This is a genomic window from Bradyrhizobium forestalis, assembly GCF_002795245.1.
GTDB classification, from domain to species: Bacteria; Pseudomonadota; Alphaproteobacteria; order Rhizobiales; family Xanthobacteraceae; genus Bradyrhizobium; species Bradyrhizobium forestalis.
Genome location: NZ_PGVG01000034.1, coordinates 56,597 through 78,910, shown reverse-complemented (window position 1 = coordinate 78,910; position 22,314 = coordinate 56,597). Strand labels below are relative to the sequence as shown.

Sequence of the window (22,314 nt, the reverse complement as noted above, 5' to 3'; positions counted from 1 at the left end):
TGGAAAATATGCTTCGACGTATCCATCCCAATGCGGATAATCTGGCTCACGGACGGCTCCTGTGAATGAGTGTGTGACAACCTCATTCTGGCACAAATGATGCCGTAGGGGGCCGTCCACACCATCAGCCACAGGGCGTGGTTGGGCGAAGACTCTCAATTGCGATCTCGCGCCACAACGTCTCCCTGTGGTTATGGATCCCGGGTCTGCGCTTACGCTTGCCCGGGACGACAGCGGAGTGTGTGGCCGCGTCCCTACGCCTTCTGCGCTTCCATCACCTTGCGCACCGCAGGCCGATCCAACATCCGCTTGAAGTGGTCGGCGATCTTCGGCGTCGCATTGATGTCGACGCTGTCGCCCTCGAGCCAGGTCGAGAGCGTGTAGAGATAGGGATCGCAGATCGTGAACTGCTCGCCCATCACCCAGGGTCCCCGAAACATCTTCTGCTCGATGAGCTTGAAGCAGGCGGCCATGGTCTTCGGCACCATCGCCTTCATGTCGGCAAACGAGCTCTCCTCCGTCGCCCAGCGCGCGCCGCGCATCTTGTGGGCGTGGTTGATGTGCACGGTCGAGCAGAGATAGGAGTTGAACGACTGCACCTGGGCGAAGTCGAAGGGATCGTCCAGCGGCGCGAGCTTCGCCTTGGGGAAGGTTTGCGCGATGTAGGCCAGCATCGCCGGCGTCTCGGTCAGGACGCCGCGGTCGGTCACCAGCGCCGGCACCCGGCCCTTCGGGTTGATGGCGAGATAGTCCGGGCTGTTCTGCTGGTTGTCCTTGAAGCTCAGCCGTTCGGCCGCGTAATCGGCGCCGGCCTCCTCCAGGGTGATGTAGGTGGCGAGCGCACAGGTGCCGGTGGCGTAGTAGAGCTTGAGCATGTCGGACCTCATGGGAAAGCTGGAAAATAACGGCTGTCGACCCCAAGGTCCATAGCACAACATCCTCTTCGCAGTTGCCCACCTCCGCCCGGCTGTGCCAAGACGCCTGCAATTGGAGGGGTTTTCTCATGACGGTACTCATCGCCGGTGGCGGCATCGGCGGGCTGACGCTTGCGCTCAGCCTGCATCAAATCGGCGTTCCCGCAAAAGTGTTCGAAAGCGTCGCGGAGCCGAAGCCGCTCGGCGTCGGCATCAACGTGCTGCCGCATGCGGTGCGCGAGCTGATCGAGCTCGGCCTGATGGACAAGCTGGACGCCAGCGGCGTGCGCACGCGCGAGCTCGCCTATTTCTCCAAGCACGGCAAGCCGATCTGGAGCGAGCCGCGCGGGCTGGAAGCCGGCTACAAATGGCCGCAATTCTCGATCCATCGCGGCACGCTGCAACAGCTCCTGCTCGACACCGCGGTCGAGCGGCTTGGACGCGAGAACATCCTCACCAGCCATCACCTGACCGGCTGGACCGAGACGGCAGGTGGCGTGCGCGCCGACTTCATCGACAAGGCGACCGGCAAGGCCGCAGGGAGTTACGACGGCGCGATCCTGATCGCCGCCGACGGCATCCACTCCGCCGCGCGAGAAAAGCTCTATCCGAACGAAGGTCCGCCGATCTGGAATGGCCGCATCCTCTGGCGCGGCGTCACGCCGGCGAAGGCCTTCCTCACCGGTCGTACCATGATCATGGCCGGTCACGAGATCCTGAAATTCGTCTGCTATCCGATCTCGAAAGAACCGGACGCAAACGGCAACCACCTCATCAACTGGGTCGCCGAGCGCCACATGCCGCCGACCTATCAGTGGCGGCGCGAGGACTATAACCGCACCGCGCGGCTGGAAGAGTTCCTGCCCTGGTTCGAGAGCTGGCAGTTCGACTGGCTCGACGTGCCCGGCCTGATCAGGAACTGCCCGCACGCCTATGAATATCCGCTGGTCGATCGCGATCCGGTGTCGCAATGGACTTTTGGCAAGGTCACGCTGATGGGCGATGCCGCGCATCCGATGTACCCGATCGGCTCGAACGGCGCCTCGCAGGCGATCCTCGATGCCCGCGTCATCACCCGCGAAATCCTGGCGCATGGACCGACGAGCGCCGCACTGCTCGCCTATGAGGCCGAGCGGCGGCCCGCGACCACCGACCTCGTCCTGCTCAACCGCAAGAACGGCCCCGAGCAGGTGATGCAGCTCGTCGAGGAGCGCGCGCCCGACGGCTTTGAGGTCGTCACCGACGTGCTGTCACAGCAGGAGCTGGAAAACATTGCCGCCAACTACAAGCGCGTCGCGGGATTTCAGGTGGAAGCGCTGAATGCCAAGCCGCCGATCGTGAGCGCAGGAGCGAAGCGCGCGGGGGCGTGAGGCTGTCGCTCAAAGCGAGATGCGCATGAATGCGCCCTCGCCCCTTGTGGGAGAGGGCAGCGACGCCGGTCGATATCTCTCCGCGAGCTCAATGCGCGAGAGTGCTTGCGGAGGGATACCCCTCATCCGGCGCTTCGCGCCACCTTCTCCCATAGGGGGAGAAGGGAAGTGGAGTGTGCCGCGCTCCCAAAAGCCTACCGCACCACCCTCGCCGCCTCCAGCAACCGCTCGCTCGCGCTTGCTGTCGCCAGCACTGTGCCGTCCTCCGCCATCAGCTTGCCCTCGACGAAGGCAATGGTCTTGCCGAGCTGCGTCACCTTGGCCTCACCGATGATTGGTCCGGGCTTTGCTGGTGCCAAAAAGTTCACGGTCATGCTGATGGTAGTCGTGTAGAGCCGACCCTCGCTCATTACGAGCACCGCCGGGCCCATGGTGTCGTCGAGCATGGCCGAGAGCATACCGCCCTGGATGAAACCCGCGGGATTGCAGAACTCCGGCTTGCCTTCGAAGCCGAGCTTGATCCAGCCCTCCTGCGGGCGGGCATCGAGCAGGCGCCAGCCCAGCAGCTCGGCACAGGGTGGCCTTCGAAAATTGTCGAGTGCGGTCTTGACCATTGGCAGCCTCCGTTTCGCACCCCGATAGCGTAGCGCTGCTGCCAGCATGCTGTCAGCAGGATGGGCGGCTACAGGCCCAGCGCGTGCGCGATCACCTTGCGCATGACGTTGGGCAGCGCCTCGTCGGCCAGGGTCGCGATCGGCACCCAGCGCATGCCCTCAGGCGCGCGGGTGCGGGCTTCCACCTTCGCGGTGTAGACCACCAGCTCCAGCGGAAAATGCGTGAAGACGTGGGTGACGACGCCCAGCTTGCGCTGCCAGCGCGACAGTCCCTTCAGCTCCGGCGCCTGCTGCTTCGCGGTCGCATCCTCTTGTCCGGCCAGCCAATCCGAGCCCGGCACTTCCGTCATGCCGCCGAGCAGGCCCTTCTCGGGCCGCGAGCGAACCAGCAATTCGTCACCGCGCGTCACCACGAAAGCGGCGCCGCGCCTGAGCGTCCCGTTCTTCTTCGGCGCCTTGCGCGGGAACGTCTCCTGGGTGCCTTGCGCGCGCGCCATGCAGTCCTCGTTCAGCGGGCAGAGCGAGCAGGCCGGCTTCTTCGGCGTGCAGATCGAGGCCCCCAGATCCATCAATGCCTGTGCGCTATCGCCGGCGCGAGAATCCGCCAGCAGCGTCGCGGCCAGTTGCTGGATGAGCGGCTTGGCTTGCGGCAGCTCCTCCTCGACGGCGAACAGGCGCGACACCACGCGTTCGATATTGCCGTCGACCGGCATGGTGCGGCGGTCGAAGGCGATCGCCGCGATCGCTGCCGCCGTGTAGGGCCCGATCCCCGGCAGCGCGCGCAGCCCCTCCTCAGTGTCGGGAAAGACGCCGCCATGCTCACGCGTCACCGCGACCGCGCAGGCATGGAGATTGCGCGCGCGGGAGTAATAGCCGAGCCCAGCCCACATCCGCAGCACGTCGTCGAGCGAAGCCCGCCCCAGCGCCGTGACATCCGGCCAGCGCGCGACGAATTTTTCGAAGTAAGGCCCGACGGCCTTCACCGTGGTCTGCTGAAGCATGATCTCCGACAGCCAGACGCGGTAAGGGTCCGATGCCTCTCCAGGCGCAGCCCGCCAGGGCAATCGGCGGCGGTGACGGTCGTACCATTGGAGGAGCGCCAGCGGGCGAGCCAAACGTGCCGGTTGGACTGGTTCCGATTTCGTCTTGCGGGCCGATTTGGGGAGCATGGCTCGCACTGTAACGACGTGGGGCCGATCTCTCCACGTCATGCCCGCACTTGTCGCGGGCATCCACGTCTTTCTTCGCGGCAAGCCGTGGATGGCCGGGACTTCGGACGGCTATGCCCGGCCATGACGGCAGCAGTTCCTGACGCGTCACGCACGGTGCTATAAGGTCCCGATGTCCAAATTCCCTCCCAAACCCGGTCCCATCAGCGCCAAGCCGCTTTCGCTCCTGCTCGACGACGTCTTTGCCGAGGCCTATGCCAAGCAGGGCTTTGCGGCGCGCGAGCTGGTGACGCGGTGGGCGCAGATTGCGGGGCCCGAGATCGCCGCCCATGCCGAGCCGCTCAAGATGCAATGGCCGCGGCCGGTCGAGGGTCAGCCGCAGGAACCGGCGACGCTGGTGCTGCGGGTCGAGGGGCCGATGGCGCTGGAGATCCAGCACTCCGCGGACGTCATCCTGGAGCGGGTCAACCGCTTCTTCGGCTGGAGCGCGGTCGGCAAGCTGGCCTTCCGTCAGGCTCCTCTGTCGCGGCCCCAGGCTCGAAAGCGACCCGGCCCGCCGGACCCCAAGAGCGTTGCCAAGGTGGCGGAGAGCTTGGGCGGCATTGAAGATGACGAGCTCAAGGCGGCGCTGGCGCGGCTGGGGGCCGCCATCAAGCGAAATTGAGCCTCATTCCGCGGCCAAACTGGACCCGTCCCTGCGGCCCGCCATTGCCTCGAACGACGTTTCAAGCTAGCGACAGCCCTCCGAGCAGGAACCTCGGGCAAACCTTGCCAATTCGGGAGCCGACCGTGATCATCCCCCGCCGCGCCTTCACCACGATGCTGTCGCTGACCGGGCTTGCCGCGGTCGCCGGGCTCTCGCCGCTGCGGTTCATCTCCGAGGCCATGGCGCAGTCGGCCGCCGATGTGGCCAAGCCGGTGTCGCTGCCTGACATGGCGCTCGGCCCGAAGGACGCCGCCGTCACCATCACCGAATACGCTTCGATGACCTGCCCGCATTGTGCCGCCTTCAACGAGCAGGTGTTCCCGAAGATCAAGAAGGAATACATCGACACCGGCAAGGTGCGTTACATCTTCCGCGAGTTCCCGCTCGACATCAAAGCCGCCGCAGGCTCGATGCTGTCGCGCTGCATCGCCAAGGACGACGCGCCGAAATACTTCGCGGTCACCGACATGCTGTTTCGCCAGCAGAACGACTGGGTGGTGAAGAACACCACCGAGACCCTGACGCGGATCGGCAAGCAGGCCGGCCTCACCCAGCAGCAGGTCGAGGCCTGCCTGAAGGACCAGGCGCTGCTCGACAAGATCGCCGCCGACCAGAAATATGCCAGCGACGTGCTCAAGGTGGATTCGACGCCGACCTTCTTCATCAACGGCGAGAAGATCAAGGGCGAAGCCTCGTTCGAGGAGTTCGCCAAGAAGATCAATCCGCTTCTGAAGAGCTGATTCGCTCGTCAAGATCCTGATTCGCATCTCGAAAGCCGTATCTTTCCCGGCATAAATCCCTTGGGAAAAGCGGCTTTCGCCGGTTGCCCTCGCGGCGCACCGCGGCCATTGTCCAGCCGCATGAGGCGCCTCGCGCGACTCGCCCGGATAGCGACATTGCCTTCCATGGTATTGTCCCGGCAGGGGGATTCGCGCCTGCCAACAGAGATGCGTGCTTATGAAAATCCCCCGCCTGCGACTTCACGGCTTCAAGTCCTTCGTTGAGCCCACGGACTTCGTCATCGAGCCCGGCCTGACCGGCGTGGTCGGACCCAACGGCTGCGGCAAGTCGAATCTCGTCGAGGCGCTGCGCTGGGCGATGGGCGAGACCTCGTACAAGAGCTTGCGCGCCGCCGACATGGACGCGGTGATCTTCGCCGGCTCCGGCAACCGTCCGGCGCGCAACCACGCCGAAGTGACGATGACGATCGACAATGCCGATCGCACCGCGCCGGCGGCGATGAATGACAGCCAGCTCCTGGAAGTCTCCCGCCGCATCGAGCGCGAGGCCGGCTCGGTCTATCGCATCAACGGCCGCGACGTGCGCGCCCGCGACGTGCAGATCCTGTTCGCGGACGCCGCAACCGGCGCGCGTTCGCCGGCCCTCGTCCACCAGGGCAAGATCGGCGAGATCATCCAGGCCAAGCCGGAGCAGCGCCGCCGCGTGCTGGAAGACGCCGCCGGCGTCGCCGGCCTGCATGCCCGCCGTCACGAGGCCGAGCTGCGGCTGAAGGCGGCCGAGACCAACCTCACCCGCGTCGAGGACGTGATCGGCCAGCTCTCCGGCCAGATGGAAGGCCTGAAGAAGCAGGCCCGCCAGGCCGTGCGCTACCGCGAGGTCGCGGCGAAGGTCCGTAAGGCCGAAGCCACGCTGTTCCATCTGCGCTGGATCGGCGCCCATGCCGACGTCAACGAATCCGGCCAGACCCACGATCTCGCCGTCCGCGAGATGGCGGAGCGCACCCAGCACCAGGCCGAGGCCGCCCGCATCCAGGCGATCCGCGCCGCCGAAATGCCGGCGCTGCGCGATGCCGAAGCGCGCGCCGCCGCCGGCCTTCAGCGTCTCACCAATGCCCGCGAACTCCTCGACCGCGAGGAGGAGCGCGCCAAGGAGCGCGTCGCCGAGCTCGAGCGCCGCCTCGCCCAGTTCGAAGGCGACATTTCCCGTGCTCAGCAACAAACTATGGACGCCGACGTCGCGCTGCAGCGGCTCGACACCGAAGACGCCGAGCTGAAGGAAGAGATCAAGTCGCGCGTCGAGAAGCGCTCCGGCGTCGACGAACGCGTCGCGGAAGCCGAGGCGGTGCTGACCGAAACCGAGCAACGCTTCGCCGAGCTCACCACCGCGCTCGCCGACCTCACCGCCAAGCGCAACCAGCTCGAGGCCAACGTCCGCACCCACCGCGACAAGCTCGCCCGGCTCGACCAGGAGATCGCGAACGTCGCCGCGGAAGAGCGGAAGCTCGCCGAGGAGACCGGCGGCTTCGGCGATCTCGACGAGCTGACCGCGCTGGTCGAGACCGCCGAGCAGACGCTGGCGGCCTCGGAAGCCGCGGCGCAGGCGAGCGAAGCCGCCCATGTCGCGGCACGTCAGACGCTGGAATCCTCGCGCTCGCCGCTGGTCGAGGCGGACAAGCGCGTGCAGCGGCTCGAGACCGAGGCGCGCACGATCTCCAAGATCGTCAACGGCGAGACCAAGAACCTGTGGCCGCCGATCATCGACGGCATCACCGTCGACAAGGGTTTTGAAAAGGCGATCGGCGCCGCGCTCGGCGACGATCTCGATGCGCCGATCGACCCGTCGGCGCCGATGCGCTGGACCAATGTCGGCCACACCGAGGGCGATCCGGAGCTGCCCGAAGGCGCCGTGCCGCTCGCCAATCACGTGCAGGCGCCGGCCGAGCTGGCGCGCCGCCTGGCGCAGATCGGCGTGGTGCCGCGCGAGCGCGGCGCCGAGCTGGTCTCCCAGCTCAAGACCGGCCAGCGGCTGGTCTCCCCCGAAGGTGACGTCTGGCGCTGGGACGGCTTTGTCGCCGCGGCTCACGCGCCGACCGGCGCCGCACGCCGCCTCGCCGAGCGCGCCCGTCTCGTCGACATCGAGAACGAGCTGGAGCAGGCTCGCATCGACGCGCAGATCAAGCGCCAGGCGCTGGAGAATGCCGAGTCCGAGCTGCAGATGGCGGCCAGCACCGAAGGTGCCAGCCGGGAAGCCTGGCGCGCCGCTCAGCGCGAGCTTAACGTCGCGCGTGAGCGCCACGCCACCGCCGAGCGCGAGATCAGCCGCCATGCCGCGCGCAAGGCGACGCTGTCGGAAGCGCACAGCCGTCTCGCCGCCGACCGCGCCGAAGCCGAAGCGGCCTACGAATACGCCCAGGCCGGCATCGGAGAGCTGCCGTCGAGCGAGGACACCGAGACCCAGCTCGCCGCCGTCCGCAGCGATATCGAGGGCCACCGCCGCATGGCCGCCCAGGTCCGCGCCGAGGCGCAAGCGCTGGCACGCGAGGCCGAGCTTGCCGACCGCCGCGTGCAGGCGATCCTCGCCGAGCGCACCGAGTGGCAGAACCGCAAGGAGAGCGCGGCCTCCCACATCGACACCATCCAGGCCCGCATCGCCGAGCTCACGATCGAGCGCGGCGAGCTCGAGAACGCCCCCGCCGTGTTCGCCGAGAAGCGCAGCGCGCTGATCACCGAGATCGAATACGCGGAAAACGACCGCCGCATGGCCGCCGACGCGCTCGCCACCGCGGAAAGCGCGATGGCCGAGACCGACCGCGTCGCGAAGCTGACGTTGGAGGCGCTCTCCAGCGCCCGCGAGGCCACCGCGCGCGCCGAGGAGCGCATGGAAGGCGCGCGGCGCCGGCTCGAGGACATCGAGCGCGAGATCCGCGACATGCTCGAGGTCGAGCCGCAGGCTGTTGCCGGCCTCGCCGAGATCGAGCCCGGCGCGGAGCTGCCGCCGCTGCACGACATCGAGGAAGATCTCGAAAAGATGCGCCGCGACCGCGAGCGCCTCGGCGCCGTCAATTTGCGCGCCGAGGAGGAGCTGCGCGAGGTCGAGACCCAGCATACCGGCCTCGTCACCGAGCGCGACGACCTGGTTGAGGCCATCAAGCGGCTGCGCCAGGGTATCCAGAGCCTCAACAAGGAGGCGCGCGAGCGGCTCCTGACCTCGTTCGAGGTCGTCAACAACCACTTCAAGCGCCTGTTCGTCGAACTGTTCGGCGGCGGCGAGGCCGCGCTGCATTTGATCGAGAGCGACGACCCGCTGGAGGCCGGCCTCGAAATCATCGCCAAGCCGCCGGGCAAGAAGCCGCAGACGCTGTCGCTGCTCTCGGGCGGCGAGCAGGCGCTGACCGCAATGGCGCTGATCTTCGCGGTGTTCCTCACCAACCCCTCGCCGATCTGCGTGCTGGACGAAGTCGACGCGCCGCTCGACGACCACAACGTCGAACGGTACTGCAACCTCTTGCACGAGATGACCGGCTCGACCGACACGCGCTTCATCATCATCACCCACAACCCGATCACGATGGCGCGGATGAACCGCCTGTTCGGCGTCACCATGGCCGAGCGCGGCGTGTCCCAGCTCGTTTCGGTGAGCCTCGCCGAGGCGGTGGACATCCTCGACCAGAACGTGGCTTGACGCTCCGCTCGTCCCACACCCATTGACGTCATCATCCGCGAAGGCGGATGATCCAGAACGCCGCAGCCTCTCGGCTGACCTCTTATGTCTCGGAGTACTGGATGCCCCGCCTACGCGGGGCATGACCGCGGATGATGATAGCCCCCACCCTCCCCGCCGAACTGAAGGCCGCCCTCGACGGCAAGCTGCAGGGCTTTTCGCGTACCGACGCGGCACTGCGGTCGCAAAAGATCTCGACCACCTACCGCGCCGGCGGCGGCTCCGGCACGATCAAGTCGGAAGCCGATGCGCTCGCCTATGCGCTCGCACGCATGCCGGCGACCTATGCGGCGGTGGCCGCCAGCCTGAACGCGCTGACCGAGATCGCACCCAGCCTCGCTCCGGAGACACTGCTCGACGTCGGCGCCGGTCCGGGCACGGCGAGCTGGGCCGCTGCGGAAGCGTTTCCGTCGCTGCAGGATTTCACACTCCTGGACGCCAACGCCACGCTGAGCCGGCTCGCGCTCGAACTGGCACGCGACAGCACGCGCCTCGCCGAGTGCCGTTATTTGCCCGGCGACGCCGGCGGCAATCTCGCCGAGGTCTCGCAAGCCGATCTCGTCGTCGCCAGCTACGTCATCGGCGAGCTCAGCGAGGCCGATCAGTGCAAGCTCGCGGAGGCGATGTGGGCGAAAGCCCGCCACGCGCTGGTCGTGATCGAACCCGGCACGCCCGCCGGCTACGCCCGCATCCTCGCGCTGCGTCAGCAATTGATCGCGGCCGGCGCCTTCGTCGCGGCGCCCTGCCCGCACGAAAAGCCCTGCCCGCTCACCGCGCCCGACTGGTGCCATTTCAGCCAGCGCCTGCCGCGCTCGCAAGCGCACCGCCAGATCAAGGGCGCCGAGGTGCCGTTCGAGGATGAGCGCTTCATCTACGTCGCGCTAACCCGCGCCCCGCCCGCCACGCGCGCCGCGCGCGTGCTGGCGCCACCGGATGTCGGCAAGGCCGAGATCACGGCAAAGCTCTGCACCGAGGGCGGTGTTGAGCTCGCCAAAGTCCCGCGCCGCGACAAGGCCGCGTATGCGGACGCCCGGCGTTGGCGCTGGGGCGAGGCGATCATGTCCGAAAGTTAACCTGCTCGACTTGAACTCGGGTGGCTCCCGGTCCGACCAAGTCCTACCTCCCCTCCGCGCCGGGCTCTCATCCTGCGCCAATTTGGTCTACCCTAGCGCTCGTCTTCGTCCCCTTCAGGAGTTCTCCATGTCGACCGGCTGGATCGTTCTCGGCGTCATCGTCGTCCTCGTGCTGTTCGCCTTCAGCGCCTACAACCGCCTGGTGGCGCTGAGCCAGCGCGTCGGCCAGGCCTTTGCCGATATCGACGTGCAGCTCAAGCAGCGCCACGACCTGATCCCCAACCTGGTGGAGACCGTGAAGGGCTATGCCGCGCACGAGCGCGGCACGCTCGACGACGTCATCAAGGCGCGCAATTCGGCGATGTCGGCGCAGGGACCGGCTCAGGTGTCCGCGGCCGAGAACCAGCTCTCCGGCGCGCTCGGCCGGCTGATCGCGCTGTCGGAGGCTTATCCCGACCTCAAGGCCAACGCCAATTTCCAGCAGCTCGCGAGCGAGCTGTCGGATCTCGAGAACAAGATCGCGGCGAGCCGCCGCTTCTTCAACAACGCGGTCCAGGAATACAACACCGGCATCCAGCAGATGCCCGCCGCCCTGTTCGCCGGCATGTTCGGCTTCACCAGGAAGGAGTTCTTCGATCTCGGCACCAGCCGCACCGAGGTCGAGGCCGCGCCGCAGGTGAAGTTCTAAGTTGAGCCGATAAGCCGGCAGGGCACCCGCGTCATGGCCGCGTATGGTCTCTACACGCACATCGCCTCGAACAAGTTTCGTTCGATGCTGCTGCTCGCCGGCCTGTTCGCGCTGGTCTATGTGCTGGTCTATGCCGGTGCGCTGGTCGCCGAAGTCGTCATCGACGGCAATGGCACGGTGGCCCACTATCTGAGCCGCGCCTTCGCCGACCTGCTCAAGGCAGCGCCCTTCGCGACCCTCGCGGCGCTCGCCTGGATCGCGATCGCCTATTTTTTCCACCAATCGATGATCGACGCTGTGACCGGCGGCCACGACGTCACCCGGCAGGAGCAGCCGCGGCTCTACAACCTGCTCGAAAACCTCTGCATCTCGCGCGGCATCACCATGCCGAAGCTGAAGATCATGGAGAGCCCGGCGCTGAACGCGTTCGCGACCGGCCTCAATCCGCGGCAATATTCCATCACGGTCACCACCGGTCTCCTCGACGCGTTGAACGACAAGGAGATCGAGGCGGTGCTGGGCCACGAGCTGACCCACATCAAGAACGGCGACGTGCAGCTCATGGTGGTCGCCGTCATCATCGCCGGTGTGGTCGGCTTCTTCGGCGAATTGTTCTTCCGCCTGTTCACGAGCTTCGACTGGAGCCCGAGCTCCGGCGGCTCGTGGTCCTCGGGCTCCTCCTCATCGTCGCGGTCGTCCTCGTCGTCGAGTGACAGCAAGAGTTCCGGCGGCGGTGCGATCATCGTCATCATCATCGCGGTCGTGCTGATCGTCGTGGCCTGGCTGCTGTCGCAGGTGGTGAAGCTCGCGCTATCGCGGTCGCGCGAATATCTCGCCGATGCCGGCTCGGTCGAGCTGACGAAAGACCCTGACGCCATGATCTCGGCGCTGCGCAAGATCGAGGGCCGCGGCGAGCTGCCGGGTGCGACCTCGGCGGTGATGGAGCTCTGTGTCGACAATCCGCGCGAGGGCTTTGCCGATTTGTTCGCCACCCATCCTTCCGTGCAGTCCCGGGTCGATGCGCTCGTCAAGTTCGCCGGCGGCCGTGACCCCGGCCCGCTGCCGGACCCCGCTGAAGAGACGGATCAGCCCGATACGGAACAGCCCGCGGCGCAGGCCAATCCGCAGGATCCCCAGCAACCACTGCCGCACGGGCCGTGGAACGACGCAGCCAGCCCGGCTGGTCCGCCTCCCGTACCGCCACCAAGCCCCTCAGGAGCCCGGGCAGGCAATCCGATGGGACCGTGGGGCCGTCACTGAGGACGTGATTTGCCGCTACATAGGGCGTGTTTCCCTGTGATCAGGAAAAACCTCGGGAATTGCCGTAACTGGGGCCTACGGAATTGAATTCTCCCTTGTTTCTGCCATGTTCGCGCCCAACAGCAGACTCGAGACGTCTTTTGGGACATCGATTTGGGGCCCGGCCGATTGCGACCTCGCGATCGGGGGCGCGCGTTAGGGGACAGCAATGGCAAAGCCGGCAGTGGTTGTGGTGGGCGCGGACAAGGGCGGGGTCGGCAAGACCACGGTGTCGCGTACCTTGCTCGATTATTTCTCAGCCAACAACGTGCCGACGCGCGCGTTCGACACGGAGTCGCCGCGCGGAACCCTGAGGCGCTTCCACCCCGACATCACCGAGATCGTCGACATGACGACCACGGCCGACCAGATGAAGATCTTCGACACGCTCAACACCGTGAGCCCGTCAGTGACCGTGATCGACGTTCGGGCCGGCCTGCTCTCGCCGGCCCTCGCCTCGCTCCGCGACATCGGCTTCCTCGATGCCGCCAAGGCCGGCCAGATCACCTTTGCGGTGTTCCACATCCTGGGACCCTCGATCGCCTCACTGGAGGAGATCGCCGAGACCGCAGGCTTCATGAGCGGCGCAAAATATTTCCTGGTGAAGAACTTCATCAACGACACCCAGTTCTTCCAGTGGGACCAGGCGACCTACAATTCCTACTTCCACCGCATCAAGGACGCGACCGAGCTGACCATCCCCAAGCTCAACGAAATGGCCTATGAGCAGGTCGAGGTGTCCTCCGTCCCGTTCCTGAAATTCGTCGCCAACAAGGGCATCAGCGACGAGGCCGCGAACTATTCGTTCGTGCTGCGCGGCTATGTCCGGCACTGGTTGGCGAACGTCTGGAGCGAGTTCGACCGCATCCGCCTGACCGACATCGTCGGCTCGAAACCCGTGACCCGCAACAGCGAAAAATAGTTGCGGCCCCGGGCGGATACGGCTGGATTGGGCGACGAGTTCGCTCAAATAATAGCGCACAATGCCCGCGACCCCCGTCTACATCATCTGCTCGCCCCGCCCGCAGGTCGGCAAGACCCTGCTGGCGCGGCTGCTCACAGAATTCCTGCTGCTCAAGAACGGCAACGTCGCGGCCTTCGACGTCAACCTGAAGGAGCCGTCGCTGCTCGATTACCTGCCGAGGGTGACCGAGACCGCCGACGTGATCGACACCTACGGCAAGATGCAGCTGATGGACCGCGTCATCGTCGACGATGGACTTGCCAAGGTCATCGACCTCGGCTTCCACGCCTTCGACGAGTTCTTCAAGATGACCGAGGAGATCGGCCTGCTCAAGGAGGCGGCGCGCCGGCATGTCGCGCCGCAGATCCTGTTCGTCGCCGACACCGACCGCGTCTCCGCCCGCGCCCACGAGATGCTGCGCGGGCAGATCCCGCGGATGAACCTGATCACGGTCGACAACGAATATGTCGTGCGCGGCGAGCTGCCGCCCGCGATGGGGGGCGGCCGGCTGTTCCGCCTGCCCGCGCTGCCGGGCTTCCTGAAGACCTATATCGACCGGCTGAATTTCTCCTTCACCGGCTACCTGCGCCAGGAAAAGGATTCCTCGACCGAGCTGCATCAATGGACGCGGAGGAATTACATCGCCTTCCGCGAGCTTGAGCTCAGCCTGATCCTGCAGCGGTCCTAAGGTTTCAGCCGAGAACTCGGTGCCCACCTCTCCCCAGCGGGGAGAGGTCGGATTGCATCAGGCGATGCGGAGCATCGTCCAGTGCAATCCGGGTGAGGGGCCGCGGCGATCAGTGACAGCAGATCCCCTCACCCGGATCGCATCTGCGATGCGATCCGACCTCTCCCTCCGGGAGAGGTGAACCTAGGCCGCAGCAGCCAGTTGCGGTCCAAATAGAACCGAACGATCGTTATCGCCCGCTCAGTGCCCCTCGAACGTCATCAGCGTGCGCACGGGCACGTCCATGGCGCGCAGCTTGGCGGCGCCGCCGAGCTCGGGCAGGTCGATGATGAAACAGGCCGCGACGACGTTGGCGCCGATCTGACGCAGCAGCTTCACCGCGCCCTCGGCGGTGCCACCGGTGGCGATGAGGTCGTCGACCAGGATGACGCGCTCGCCGGGCTGGATCGCGTCGACATGCATCTCCATCTCGTCGATGCCGTATTCGAGCGAGTAGGCGATGCGCACGGTGGTGTGCGGCAGCTTGCCCTTCTTGCGGATCGGCACGAAGCCGGCCGAGAGCTGGTGCGCCACCGCGCCGCCGATGATGAAGCCGCGCGCCTCCATGCCAGCGACCTTGTCGATCTTGTTGCCGGCCCAGGGATTGACGAGCTCGTCCACAGCGCGGCGGAAGGCGCGCGCATCCGCAAGCAAGGTGGTGATGTCGCGGAACATGATCCCGGGTTTGGGATAGTCGGGAATGGTGCGAACGCTCGCCTTGATGTCGTGGTCAAAAGTCATTTGTATCCCATATTAGCTGTCATTCCGGGGCGGCTCGACGAGCCGAACTCAGGTGCGCAATTGCGCACCTGAGAATCTCGAGATTCCGGGTCTGGTGCTTGCGCACCATCCCGGAATGACGAGGTGAAATATCCTGCACTCAATTCGCTCCCGCATCCAGCCGGAACGCGTTTTCGACAATACGTAGCCCCACCTCGCCACCGAGCGACATCAGCGATTCCGGGTGGAATTGCACGCCGGCGACCGGCAGGGTCTTGTGCTCCAGCGCCATGGCGACGCCATCCTCGGTGCTCGCGGTGACATCAAGCACCTCCGGCATGCTGTCGCGCTCGACATAGAGCGAGTGATAGCGGCCGATGACGATCTCGTTCGGCAGGTTGCGCATCAGGCGGCCGCCGCGCACCTGCACCCGTGAGGGCCGGCCGTGGGCGGGATGGGTGAGCTGGCCGAGCTCGCCACCGAAATATTCGCCGATGGCCTGGACGCCGAGGCAGACGCCGAACACCGGCAGCTTCTGCGCCAGCGCCGCATCGATGGTCTTCCTGATCCCGAAATCCTCAGGACGCCCGGGGCCTGGCGACAGCACCAGCAAATCCCACCTCTTCTGCTTGAGCATGTCGAGCGCATGCACATAGCGGACCACGGTGACGCTGGCGCCGACCTGGCGGAAATAGTCGGCGAGCATGTGCACGAAGCTGTCGTCGTGATCGATCAGCAGCACCTGCTTGCCCGAGCCGGTGGCATCGGGCGCGAAGGTCGAGAGCGGCTTCGGCGGATCGCCGCGCAGCGCCTGAAACAGCGCGGCGGCCTTGACCTGGCACTCGCGGTCTTCCGCGGCAGGGTCTGAATCGAACAGGCAGGTGGCGCCGACGCGCACCTCGGCGAGACCATCCTTCATGCGGATGGTGCGGATGGTGAGGCCGGTGTTGATGCTGCCGTCGAAATTCACCGCGCCGATCGCGCCGGCATACCAGCGCCGCGGCGAGCGCTCGTGATCCTCCACAAATTGCATCGCCCATAGTTTTGGCGCACCGGTCACGGTGACGGCCCAGGCGTGGGTGAGGAAGGCATCGAGCGCGTCAAAGCCAGGGCGCAGCATGCCCTCGACGTGGTCGACGGTGTGGAACAGCTTCGAGTAGGTCTCGATCTGCCGTCGCGCCAAGACCTTGATGGTGCCGGGCACGCAGACGCGCGCCTTGTCGTTGCGGTCGACGTCGGTGCACATGTTGAGCTCGAACTCGTCCTTCTCCGAGTTCAGGAGCTGGCGGATCTGCTCGGCATCGCCGATCGCATCAAGGCCGCGCGCGATCGTGCCCGAGATCGGGCAGGTCTCGACGCGGCGGCCGTCCGATCGCACGAACATTTCCGGCGAAGCCGAGACGAGAAACTCGCCTTCGCCGAGATTCATCAGCGCGCCATAGGGCGACGGGTTGATGACGCAGAGGCGCTGGAACACTTCGGCGGGCGAGCGGTCGCAGGGCTCGGCAAAGAGCTGGCCGGGCACGGCCTCGAACAGATCGCCACGGGCAAAGGCGGCGCGTGCGGTCTCGACGGTGGCCTGATATTCGCTGGGCGCGTGATCGGCAAAGCCCTGGCGGGGCGTCTTCAGATATGGGCTGTCGGCGGTCTCGCGCGGCAGACCTTCGGTCGACTTGCCCTTCCAGGCGAAATCGTAGGAGAGCACCACGCCGCGGCCGGTGGCGCGGTCATAGGCCAGCAGGCGATCGGGCACGTAGAGCACGATGTCGCGCTGGTCGGCCTCGCGCGGGCGCTTCTGCACGAGGTCCTCGATCTGGAACACGAGATCGTAAGCGAAGGCGCCGAACAGGCCGAGCAGCCCGTCGTCGTTGGCGGAGAAGGCGGCAATGATGTCGCGCACCAGCGACATCACGCTGGCGCGCCGGGTGCGCTGGTCCTCCTCGACCGGCGCATCGCCGCGGATGATGTGGCCGGCAAGGTGCGTCGCGCTCTTCTCGGAGATCACCACACAAGGATCGCGCAGGACATCGCCGACGAAGGCGATCAGCACCTCCCCGCGCCCGTTCAGAGCCTCCAGCTTGAAATTGACGCCAACCGTCTCGAGCTTGAGCGGCGGGTCCGAGAAGCCGAGGTCAAAACTCTCGTAGCGGCCGGGCACGGTCGTGCCCGAGGACAGCACCACGCCGCGGCGGCGGTCGAGCAGGTTGACGAGATCGTCGAGCCTGTTGGCGCCGCCGGTGAATTGCTCCGCCACGCGCGTGATCGCAAGACCCGCGCGGGTCACATAGTCGCTTCTGGCCGGGAGGGCAAAGACGGTCCTGTTCATGGGGTCCTCTTACGAAACTTGCCGAGGGAACGCCACACAGGACAAACGATCAGGCCGCCGCACTGCGTTGGCGACCTCAGACGATTTGGGAAAGGGAAATCGCACCGGCCACCTCGTTAGGAGGTGCGCCACCAAAGACGGGCTGGGCGGACGGCGGTGCTCATGGGGCGGATACTCACCATGGCCGGGGGGCCGCGTCAAGGGTGGCTGGGCGGCGGAGCCGTAGCCCGGATGAGCGAAGCGACATCCGGGTCTTGGTCGAGAGGTTGCCCGGATATCGCTTTGCTCATCCGGGGTACCGGCTGGCAACTACCCCAGATGCTTCCGGAAAAACTCCGTCGCCCGGCCCCAGGCGAGCTCGGCGGCTTCGCGGTCGTGCACGGCCTGGCGCTGCTCGTTGACGAAGGCGTGCTCGGCGTCATAGCGGAACAGCTCGAACGACTTGCCGGCGGCCTTCATGGCCTTCTCGAAGCCAGTGACCAGCTCCGGCGTGCACCAATCGTCCTTGTTGGCGAAATGGGCCTGGAGCGGGATCTTGACGTCGGCGGGCTTGGCCGCCTGCTCCGGCGGAATGCCGTAGAACACGACGCCGGCCGCAAGCTCCGGGATCTTGGTCGCGCCGATGATGGTGACGGCGCCGCCGAGGCAGAAGCCAGTCAGCCCGACCTTGGCGCCATTGCGCGACAGATATTGCGCGGCGCCGCGTACGGTCTGCGTGGTCGCGTCCATGAAGTCGAGCGAGTTCATCTCCTTGTTGGCGCTGTCCGTGTCGTGATAGGGCACCACCTTGCCCTTGTAGAGATCGGGCGCAAGCGCATCGAAGCCGGCGAGCGCGAAGCGATCGCACAGGCCCTTGATCTGGTCCGACAACCCCCACCATTCCTGGATCACGACCACGCCCGGCGCGTTGCCGCGCGCGGCATTGGCGAGATAGCCCGAGGCGTCCTTGCCGTCCGGACGCTTGAAGGTGATGGCGGTTCCCATGGTGTCCTCCGGTGAGTTTTGGGGGAGCGGTTGGCGGTATTCTGGCGGGTGCAAGCGCGCGGCGCAATCCACACTCTCGTCATTCCGGGGCGATGCGTCAGCATCGAGCCCGGAATCCATTCATCCACCAACTCTGTCGCGCGATGGATTCCGGGCTCGCGCTGTCGCGCGCCCCGGAATGAGCAACAAAAAAAGCCCCCTCGCGGGGGCTCTTTCATATCTCGTCTTTCGCCGCTCAGTGCGAGGCGGCCCAGACCTTCTTCTTGGTGAAGTACATCAGGCCCGCGAAGATGATCAGGAACACGAACACCTGGAAACCGAGGCGCTTGCGCGCTTCCATGTGCGGTTCGGCGGTCCACATCAGGAACGTGGTGACGTCCTTGGAGTACTGCGCGACCGTGGTCGGGGAGCCGTCGTCATAGGTCACCTGGCCGTCGCTGAGCGGCTTCGGCATCTTGATGGCGTGGCCCGGGAAGTACTTGTTGTAGTACGAGCCCTCCGGGATGGTGACGCCCTCTGGCACCTTGTCCTCGAAGCCCTGGAGCACGGCCGCGACGTAGTCCGGACCCTGCTCCTGGTACTGGGTGAAGAAGTCGAAGATGAACCAGGGGAAGCCGCGCTTGTAGGAGCGTGCCTTGGTGATCAGGGACAAGTCGGGCGGCGCCGCACCACCGTTCGCGGCACGCGCGGCCTGCTCGTTCGGGAACGGCGAGGGGAAATAATCCGCCGGGCGCCCCGCACGCTCGAACATGTCGCCCGCATCGTTCGGGCCCTCCTTGACCTTGTACTCGGAGGCGAAGGCTGCGGCCTGCGCCACCGAATAGCCGGGCCCGCCGGGCTCGGCGAGGTTGCGGAAGGCGATATAGGACAGGCCGTGGCAGCTGGCGCAGACCTCCTTGTAGACCTTCAGGCCGCGCTGCAGCGCGCCGCGATCGAACTTACCGAAAGGGCCCGAGAACGACCATTTGTTCGCCGGCGGCGTGTCGCTGCCTTCAGACGCCTTCGCGCTGTCGATCGAGCTCGCGAACAATGAACCGGCGAGCGCCAGCACGATCGCAGTCGAGACCATCGGCGTCGACCTGCTGCCGGTTTTGACCAGGACTGCATCCGAGATCGAGTTCGGCACCGGCCGCGGCTTCTCGATGCGCGCGAGCAGCGGCAGCACGATCAGGAAGTAGGCGAAGTAGCAGACCGTCAGGACCCGGCCGGCGACGACGTAGATGCCCTCCGGCGGCTGCGCGCCGAGATAGCCGAGCAGGATGCAGACCACGACGAAGATCCAGAAGAACTGCTTGGCCAGCGGACGGTACTTCGACGACCTCGTCCTCGCGCTGTCGAGCCAGGGCAGGAAGCACAGGATGATGATCGCCCCGAACATCGCGATGACGCCCGCGAGCTTGTTCGGGATCGAGCGCAGGATCGCGTAGAACGGCAGGTAATACCATTCCGGCACGATGTGCGGCGGCGTCACGCCCGGGTTCGCCGGAATGTAATTGTCGGCGTCACCGAGATAGTTCGGCATGTAGAAGATGAACCAGGCGTACAGCAGCATGAAGCAGGCGACGCCGAACATGTCCTTGATGGTGGCATGCGGCGTGAACGGCACCGTGTCCTTTTCCGACTTCGGCTCGACGCCGTCGGGATTGTTCTGGCCGGCCACGTGCAGCGCCCAGACGTGCAGCACGACGACGCCGGCGATCACGAACGGCAGAAGATAGTGCAGCGAGAAGAAGCGGTTCAGCGTCGGGTTGCCGACCGAATAACCGCCCCACAGCAGCGTCACGATGCTCTCGCCGACATAGGGAATGGCGGAGAACAGGTTGGTGATGACGGTGGCGCCCCAGAAGCTCATCTGGCCCCACGGCAGCACGTAGCCCATGAAGCCAGTCGCCATCATCAGGAGGTAGATGATGACGCCGAGTATCCACAACACCTCGCGCGGCTCCTTGAACGACCCGTAGTAAAGGCCGCGGAACATATGGACGTAGACGGCGACGAAGAACATCGAGGCACCGACCGCGTGCATGTTGCGCAGCAGCCAGCCGTAGTTCACGTCACGGACGATCAGCTCGACCGACTTGAAGGCGAGATCGGCATTCGGCGTGTAGTGCATCGCCAGGATCACGCCGGTCAGGATCTGCAGCCCCAGCATGAAGGAGAGGATGGCGCCGAAGGTCCACCAATAGTTCAGGTTGCGCGGGGTGGGATAGGCGACGAAGGAGGAATGGATGAGGCCAAAGATCGGCAGACGCCGCTCGATCCATTGCAGGGCCGGATTGCTCGGCTGGTAGTCGGATGGTCCGCTCATGATGCGATCCTGAGGAAATAACTACGACGAGACGGCGCGAAGGCTTCGGACGAAGGTCCGAAGCTCAGCCGATCTGGATTTTGGTGTCGGAAACGAACTGGTACGGCGGCACCGGCAGGTTCGCGGGCGCGGGCCCCTGGCGGATGCGGCCGGACGAATCGTACTGCGACCCATGGCAGGGGCAGAAGAACCCGTCGTAACTGCCTTCATGAGCGATCGGGATGCAACCGAGATGGGTGCAGATGCCGATCACGACCAGCCACTGCTCGTGGCCGGACTTGACCCGGGCCTCGTCGGACTGCGGATCGGGCAGGCTCGCCACGTTGACGGCGCGCGCCTCGTCGATCTGCTTCTTGGTGCGGTGGCTGATGTAGATCGGCTTGCCGCGCCAGAACACCTTGATGTCCTGGCCCACGGCGATCGGGCTGAGATCGACCTCGATCGGCGCACCGGCGGCGATGGTCGATGCATCCGGATTCATTTGCGAGATGAAGGGCCAGAGCGCAGCCGCGCCCCCTACTGCTGCAGCTGCCCCTGTTGCAACGAATAAGAAATCACGGCGTGTCGGATGGTCCGCCGAAGACGCTGTCGTCACGATTCCAACCCTTTCTTCTTATGCGACCGGTGGAACCGCTCCGGGGGGCGCCCATGAGGTCCCCGGAAAGGCTGCCGGCGCCCGCGGCCCCCCGCGGCGGCAGAACTTGGCTGTTCACCTCAAAACGGGTGAATTAGCAGTCCAGAATCGTTCTATTGGCACCCTTGCCGTGCGAGCGCAAGCCCGCTAACGGCGTGGGAGCGTGCCATGCACGAATTCCCGGGCGGGCGATGTTTTATTGAGACATTCCGGCCCGCATCGACCCCTGACACAGCCCATGCAGATCGCGCTTTTCCAGCCTGACATCGCTCAGAACACCGGCACGATTCTCAGGCTTTGCGCCTGCCTGGGCATGGCCGCCCATATCATCGAACCTGCGGGCTTCCCCGTCTCCGATCGCTTGTTCCGCCGGGCGGGAATGGATTACCTCGACCATGTCAGGCTCACCCGCCATGACTCCTGGGCGAAATTCGAGGACTGGCGCGCAGGCCAGGGCTGCCGGCTGCTGCTGTTCACCACCAAGGCCGCCACCGACTATCGCGATTTTCATTACCAGAGCTCGGACATCCTGCTATTCGGGCGCGAGAGCGCCGGCGTCACCGACGCGGTGGTCGAGGCTGCCGATGCGCACCTGGTGATCCCGATCAAGGCGGGGCTGCGGTCGCTCAATGTCGCCATGACGGCGGCCATGGCCGCGGGCGAGGCGCTGCGGCAGATCCGGAACCCGCAAGTTTGACAGGTTGAGGAGAGAGGCTTGAGTTACGCGGTCAAGGAGATCTTCCTGACCCTGCAAGGCGAAGGCGCCCATGCCGGGCGCGCCTCCGTGTTCTGCCGTTTTGCCGGCTGCAACCTCTGGAGCGGCCGCGAGGCCGACCGCGTGGATGCGACCTGCAAGTTCTGCGACACGGATTTCGTCGGGACCGATGGCACCCTCGGCGGCCGCTACGGCTCGGCCGCGGAACTCGCCGACACCATCGCCGCGCAATGGACGGCGGCTGCCGACAACCGCTACGTGGTTCTGACCGGCGGCGAGCCGCTGCTCCAGGTCGACGCCGCGCTGATCGACGCGCTGCACGCGAGAGGCTTCGAGATCGGCGTCGAGACCAACGGCACGATCGCAGCTCCGGAGGGGCTCGACTGGATCTGCGTCAGCCCCAAGGGCGGCAGCGAGCTGGTCCTGCGCCAAGGCCACGAGCTGAAGCTGGTCTATCCGCAAGCGTTGGCGATGCCCGAAGCATTTGAGGATCTCGCCTTCGAACGCTTCTCGCTGCAGCCGATGGACGGGCCCGAGGTCATCGAGAACACCGCGCGCGCGATCGACTATTGCCTGCGCCATCCGCAATGGCGGCTGAGCGTGCAGACGCACAAATCGCTCGGCATCAGGTAGGACACGGGA

General features: G+C 65.8%; 19 protein-coding genes. 11 read left to right on the top strand and 8 right to left on the bottom strand.

The genetic code is table 11. From position 1 onward, the window contains the following. Positions 1 to 254: 254 nt before the first annotated feature. The gene (locus CVM73_RS30100; protein WP_100235410.1) at positions 255 to 875 is read right to left on the bottom strand and encodes a glutathione S-transferase family protein; all 621 of its coding nucleotides are present in this window, start codon (positions 873 to 875) and stop codon (positions 255 to 257) included. A gap of 128 nt (positions 876 to 1,003) precedes the next feature. On the opposite strand from CVM73_RS30100, the gene CVM73_RS30095 reads away from it, so the two are divergent. Beyond that, a complete protein-coding gene (locus CVM73_RS30095; RefSeq protein WP_100235409.1) occupies positions 1,004 to 2,284 on the top strand; it encodes a flavin-dependent oxidoreductase in 1,281 nt (426 codons plus the stop codon). A gap of 194 nt (positions 2,285 to 2,478) precedes the next feature. Here the strand turns inward: CVM73_RS30095 and CVM73_RS30090 are convergent, their stop codons facing one another. Both CVM73_RS30090 and mutY read right to left on the bottom strand, forming a co-directional pair. Then, positions 2,479 to 2,898 carry a PaaI family thioesterase gene (locus tag CVM73_RS30090; protein WP_100235408.1) on the bottom strand — a complete coding sequence of 140 codons (420 nt, stop codon included), beginning with the start codon at positions 2,896 to 2,898 and terminating at the stop codon, positions 2,479 to 2,481. Between the two features lie 68 nt (positions 2,899 to 2,966). Beyond that, positions 2,967 to 4,067, bottom strand: a complete 1,101-nt coding sequence (gene mutY / locus CVM73_RS30085) for an A/G-specific adenine glycosylase (RefSeq protein WP_100235407.1) — start codon at positions 4,065 to 4,067, stop codon at positions 2,967 to 2,969. Between the two features lie 172 nt (positions 4,068 to 4,239). Here mutY and CVM73_RS30080 point away from each other — a divergent pair, with 172 nt between their 5' ends. The 8 genes from CVM73_RS30080 to CVM73_RS30045 all read left to right on the top strand — a co-directional run bounded on the left by CVM73_RS30080 (position 4,240) and on the right by CVM73_RS30045 (position 13,946). Further along, entirely contained in the window at positions 4,240 to 4,731 is a 492-nt protein-coding gene (locus tag CVM73_RS30080; RefSeq protein WP_100235406.1) for a DUF721 domain-containing protein, read from the top strand. 125 nt (positions 4,732 to 4,856) lie between these two features. Continuing rightward, the gene (locus tag CVM73_RS30075) at positions 4,857 to 5,513 is read left to right on the top strand and encodes a DsbA family protein (protein WP_100235405.1); all 657 of its coding nucleotides are present in this window, start codon (positions 4,857 to 4,859) and stop codon (positions 5,511 to 5,513) included. Between the two features lie 217 nt (positions 5,514 to 5,730). After that, positions 5,731 to 9,195, top strand: coding sequence for a chromosome segregation protein SMC (gene smc / locus CVM73_RS30070; RefSeq protein WP_100235404.1), 3,465 nt, complete (start codon positions 5,731 to 5,733; stop codon positions 9,193 to 9,195). A gap of 131 nt (positions 9,196 to 9,326) precedes the next feature. Next, positions 9,327 to 10,307 carry a small ribosomal subunit Rsm22 family protein gene (locus CVM73_RS30065; protein WP_100235403.1) on the top strand — a complete coding sequence of 327 codons (981 nt, stop codon included), beginning with the start codon at positions 9,327 to 9,329 and terminating at the stop codon, positions 10,305 to 10,307. Positions 10,308 to 10,434: 127 nt separating this feature from the next. Beyond that, the gene (locus tag CVM73_RS30060; protein WP_100235402.1) at positions 10,435 to 10,995 is read left to right on the top strand and encodes a LemA family protein; all 561 of its coding nucleotides are present in this window, start codon (positions 10,435 to 10,437) and stop codon (positions 10,993 to 10,995) included. Positions 10,996 to 11,028: 33 nt separating this feature from the next. Continuing rightward, entirely contained in the window at positions 11,029 to 12,255 is a 1,227-nt protein-coding gene (locus tag CVM73_RS30055; protein ID WP_100235401.1) for a M48 family metallopeptidase, read from the top strand. Between the two features lie 208 nt (positions 12,256 to 12,463). Next, on the top strand, positions 12,464 to 13,216 hold the full coding sequence (locus CVM73_RS30050; protein WP_100235400.1) for a P-loop NTPase family protein: 753 nt from the start codon (positions 12,464 to 12,466) through the stop codon (positions 13,214 to 13,216). A gap of 61 nt (positions 13,217 to 13,277) precedes the next feature. Continuing rightward, positions 13,278 to 13,946 (top strand): hypothetical protein, encoded by a 669-nt coding sequence (locus tag CVM73_RS30045; RefSeq protein WP_100235399.1) that lies wholly within the window; start codon positions 13,278 to 13,280, stop codon positions 13,944 to 13,946. Positions 13,947 to 14,186: 240 nt separating this feature from the next. Here CVM73_RS30045 and CVM73_RS30040 read toward each other — a convergent pair whose 3' ends face one another. The 5 genes from CVM73_RS30040 to petA form a co-directional block, all read right to left on the bottom strand. Beyond that, positions 14,187 to 14,726 carry an adenine phosphoribosyltransferase gene (locus tag CVM73_RS30040; protein ID WP_018323310.1) on the bottom strand — a complete coding sequence of 180 codons (540 nt, stop codon included), beginning with the start codon at positions 14,724 to 14,726 and terminating at the stop codon, positions 14,187 to 14,189. Positions 14,727 to 14,865: 139 nt separating this feature from the next. Beyond that, the gene (locus tag CVM73_RS30035) at positions 14,866 to 17,031 is read right to left on the bottom strand and encodes an anthranilate synthase component I (protein WP_100235398.1); all 2,166 of its coding nucleotides are present in this window, start codon (positions 17,029 to 17,031) and stop codon (positions 14,866 to 14,868) included. A 309-nt stretch (positions 17,032 to 17,340) separates the two neighbouring features. Then, complete coding sequence (locus CVM73_RS30030; protein ID WP_100235397.1) at positions 17,341 to 18,015, bottom strand: dienelactone hydrolase family protein; 675 nt, start codon at positions 18,013 to 18,015, stop codon at positions 17,341 to 17,343. A gap of 235 nt (positions 18,016 to 18,250) precedes the next feature. Beyond that, entirely contained in the window at positions 18,251 to 20,323 is a 2,073-nt protein-coding gene (gene fbcH, locus CVM73_RS30025) for a cytochrome b/c1 (protein ID WP_100235396.1), read from the bottom strand. A gap of 64 nt (positions 20,324 to 20,387) precedes the next feature. Then, the gene (gene petA / locus CVM73_RS30020) at positions 20,388 to 20,918 is read right to left on the bottom strand and encodes a ubiquinol-cytochrome c reductase iron-sulfur subunit (RefSeq protein WP_100235395.1); all 531 of its coding nucleotides are present in this window, start codon (positions 20,916 to 20,918) and stop codon (positions 20,388 to 20,390) included. A 277-nt stretch (positions 20,919 to 21,195) separates the two neighbouring features. Here petA and CVM73_RS30015 point away from each other — a divergent pair, with 277 nt between their 5' ends. Both CVM73_RS30015 and queE read left to right on the top strand, forming a co-directional pair. Next, positions 21,196 to 21,654, top strand: a complete 459-nt coding sequence (locus CVM73_RS30015; protein WP_100235394.1) for a tRNA (cytidine(34)-2'-O)-methyltransferase — start codon at positions 21,196 to 21,198, stop codon at positions 21,652 to 21,654. 18 nt (positions 21,655 to 21,672) lie between these two features. Continuing rightward, positions 21,673 to 22,305 (top strand): 7-carboxy-7-deazaguanine synthase, encoded by a 633-nt coding sequence (gene queE / locus CVM73_RS30010; protein ID WP_100235393.1) that lies wholly within the window; start codon positions 21,673 to 21,675, stop codon positions 22,303 to 22,305. The last annotated feature ends 9 nt before the right edge of the window (positions 22,306 to 22,314 follow it).

Excerpts from the sequence above, each read along its gene's own strand:
- CVM73_RS30035 (WP_100235398.1), bottom strand. The coding sequence starts at position 17,031 with ATGAACAGGACCGTCTTTGCCCTCCCGGCCAGAAGCGACTATGTGACC.
- CVM73_RS30095 (WP_100235409.1), top strand. The coding sequence starts at position 1,004 with ATGACGGTACTCATCGCCGGTGGCGGCATCGGCGGGCTGACGCTTGCG.
- CVM73_RS30090 (WP_100235408.1), bottom strand. The coding sequence starts at position 2,898 with ATGGTCAAGACCGCACTCGACAATTTTCGAAGGCCACCCTGTGCCGAG.
- fbcH (WP_100235396.1), bottom strand. The coding sequence starts at position 20,323 with ATGAGCGGACCATCCGACTACCAGCCGAGCAATCCGGCCCTGCAATGG.
- smc (WP_100235404.1), top strand. The coding sequence starts at position 5,731 with ATGAAAATCCCCCGCCTGCGACTTCACGGCTTCAAGTCCTTCGTTGAG.
- CVM73_RS30040 (WP_018323310.1), bottom strand. The coding sequence starts at position 14,726 with ATGACTTTTGACCACGACATCAAGGCGAGCGTTCGCACCATTCCCGAC.
- CVM73_RS30045 (WP_100235399.1), top strand. The coding sequence starts at position 13,278 with ATGCCCGCGACCCCCGTCTACATCATCTGCTCGCCCCGCCCGCAGGTC.
- mutY (WP_100235407.1), bottom strand. The coding sequence starts at position 4,067 with ATGCTCCCCAAATCGGCCCGCAAGACGAAATCGGAACCAGTCCAACCG.
- CVM73_RS30030 (WP_100235397.1), bottom strand. The coding sequence starts at position 18,015 with ATGGGAACCGCCATCACCTTCAAGCGTCCGGACGGCAAGGACGCCTCG.
- CVM73_RS30055 (WP_100235401.1), top strand. The coding sequence starts at position 11,029 with ATGGCCGCGTATGGTCTCTACACGCACATCGCCTCGAACAAGTTTCGT.
- CVM73_RS30050 (WP_100235400.1), top strand. The coding sequence starts at position 12,464 with ATGGCAAAGCCGGCAGTGGTTGTGGTGGGCGCGGACAAGGGCGGGGTC.
- CVM73_RS30015 (WP_100235394.1), top strand. The coding sequence starts at position 21,196 with ATGCAGATCGCGCTTTTCCAGCCTGACATCGCTCAGAACACCGGCACG.
- CVM73_RS30060 (WP_100235402.1), top strand. The coding sequence starts at position 10,435 with ATGTCGACCGGCTGGATCGTTCTCGGCGTCATCGTCGTCCTCGTGCTG.
- CVM73_RS30080 (WP_100235406.1), top strand. The coding sequence starts at position 4,240 with ATGTCCAAATTCCCTCCCAAACCCGGTCCCATCAGCGCCAAGCCGCTT.
- CVM73_RS30065 (WP_100235403.1), top strand. The coding sequence starts at position 9,327 with ATGATGATAGCCCCCACCCTCCCCGCCGAACTGAAGGCCGCCCTCGAC.
- CVM73_RS30100 (WP_100235410.1), bottom strand. The coding sequence starts at position 875 with ATGCTCAAGCTCTACTACGCCACCGGCACCTGTGCGCTCGCCACCTAC.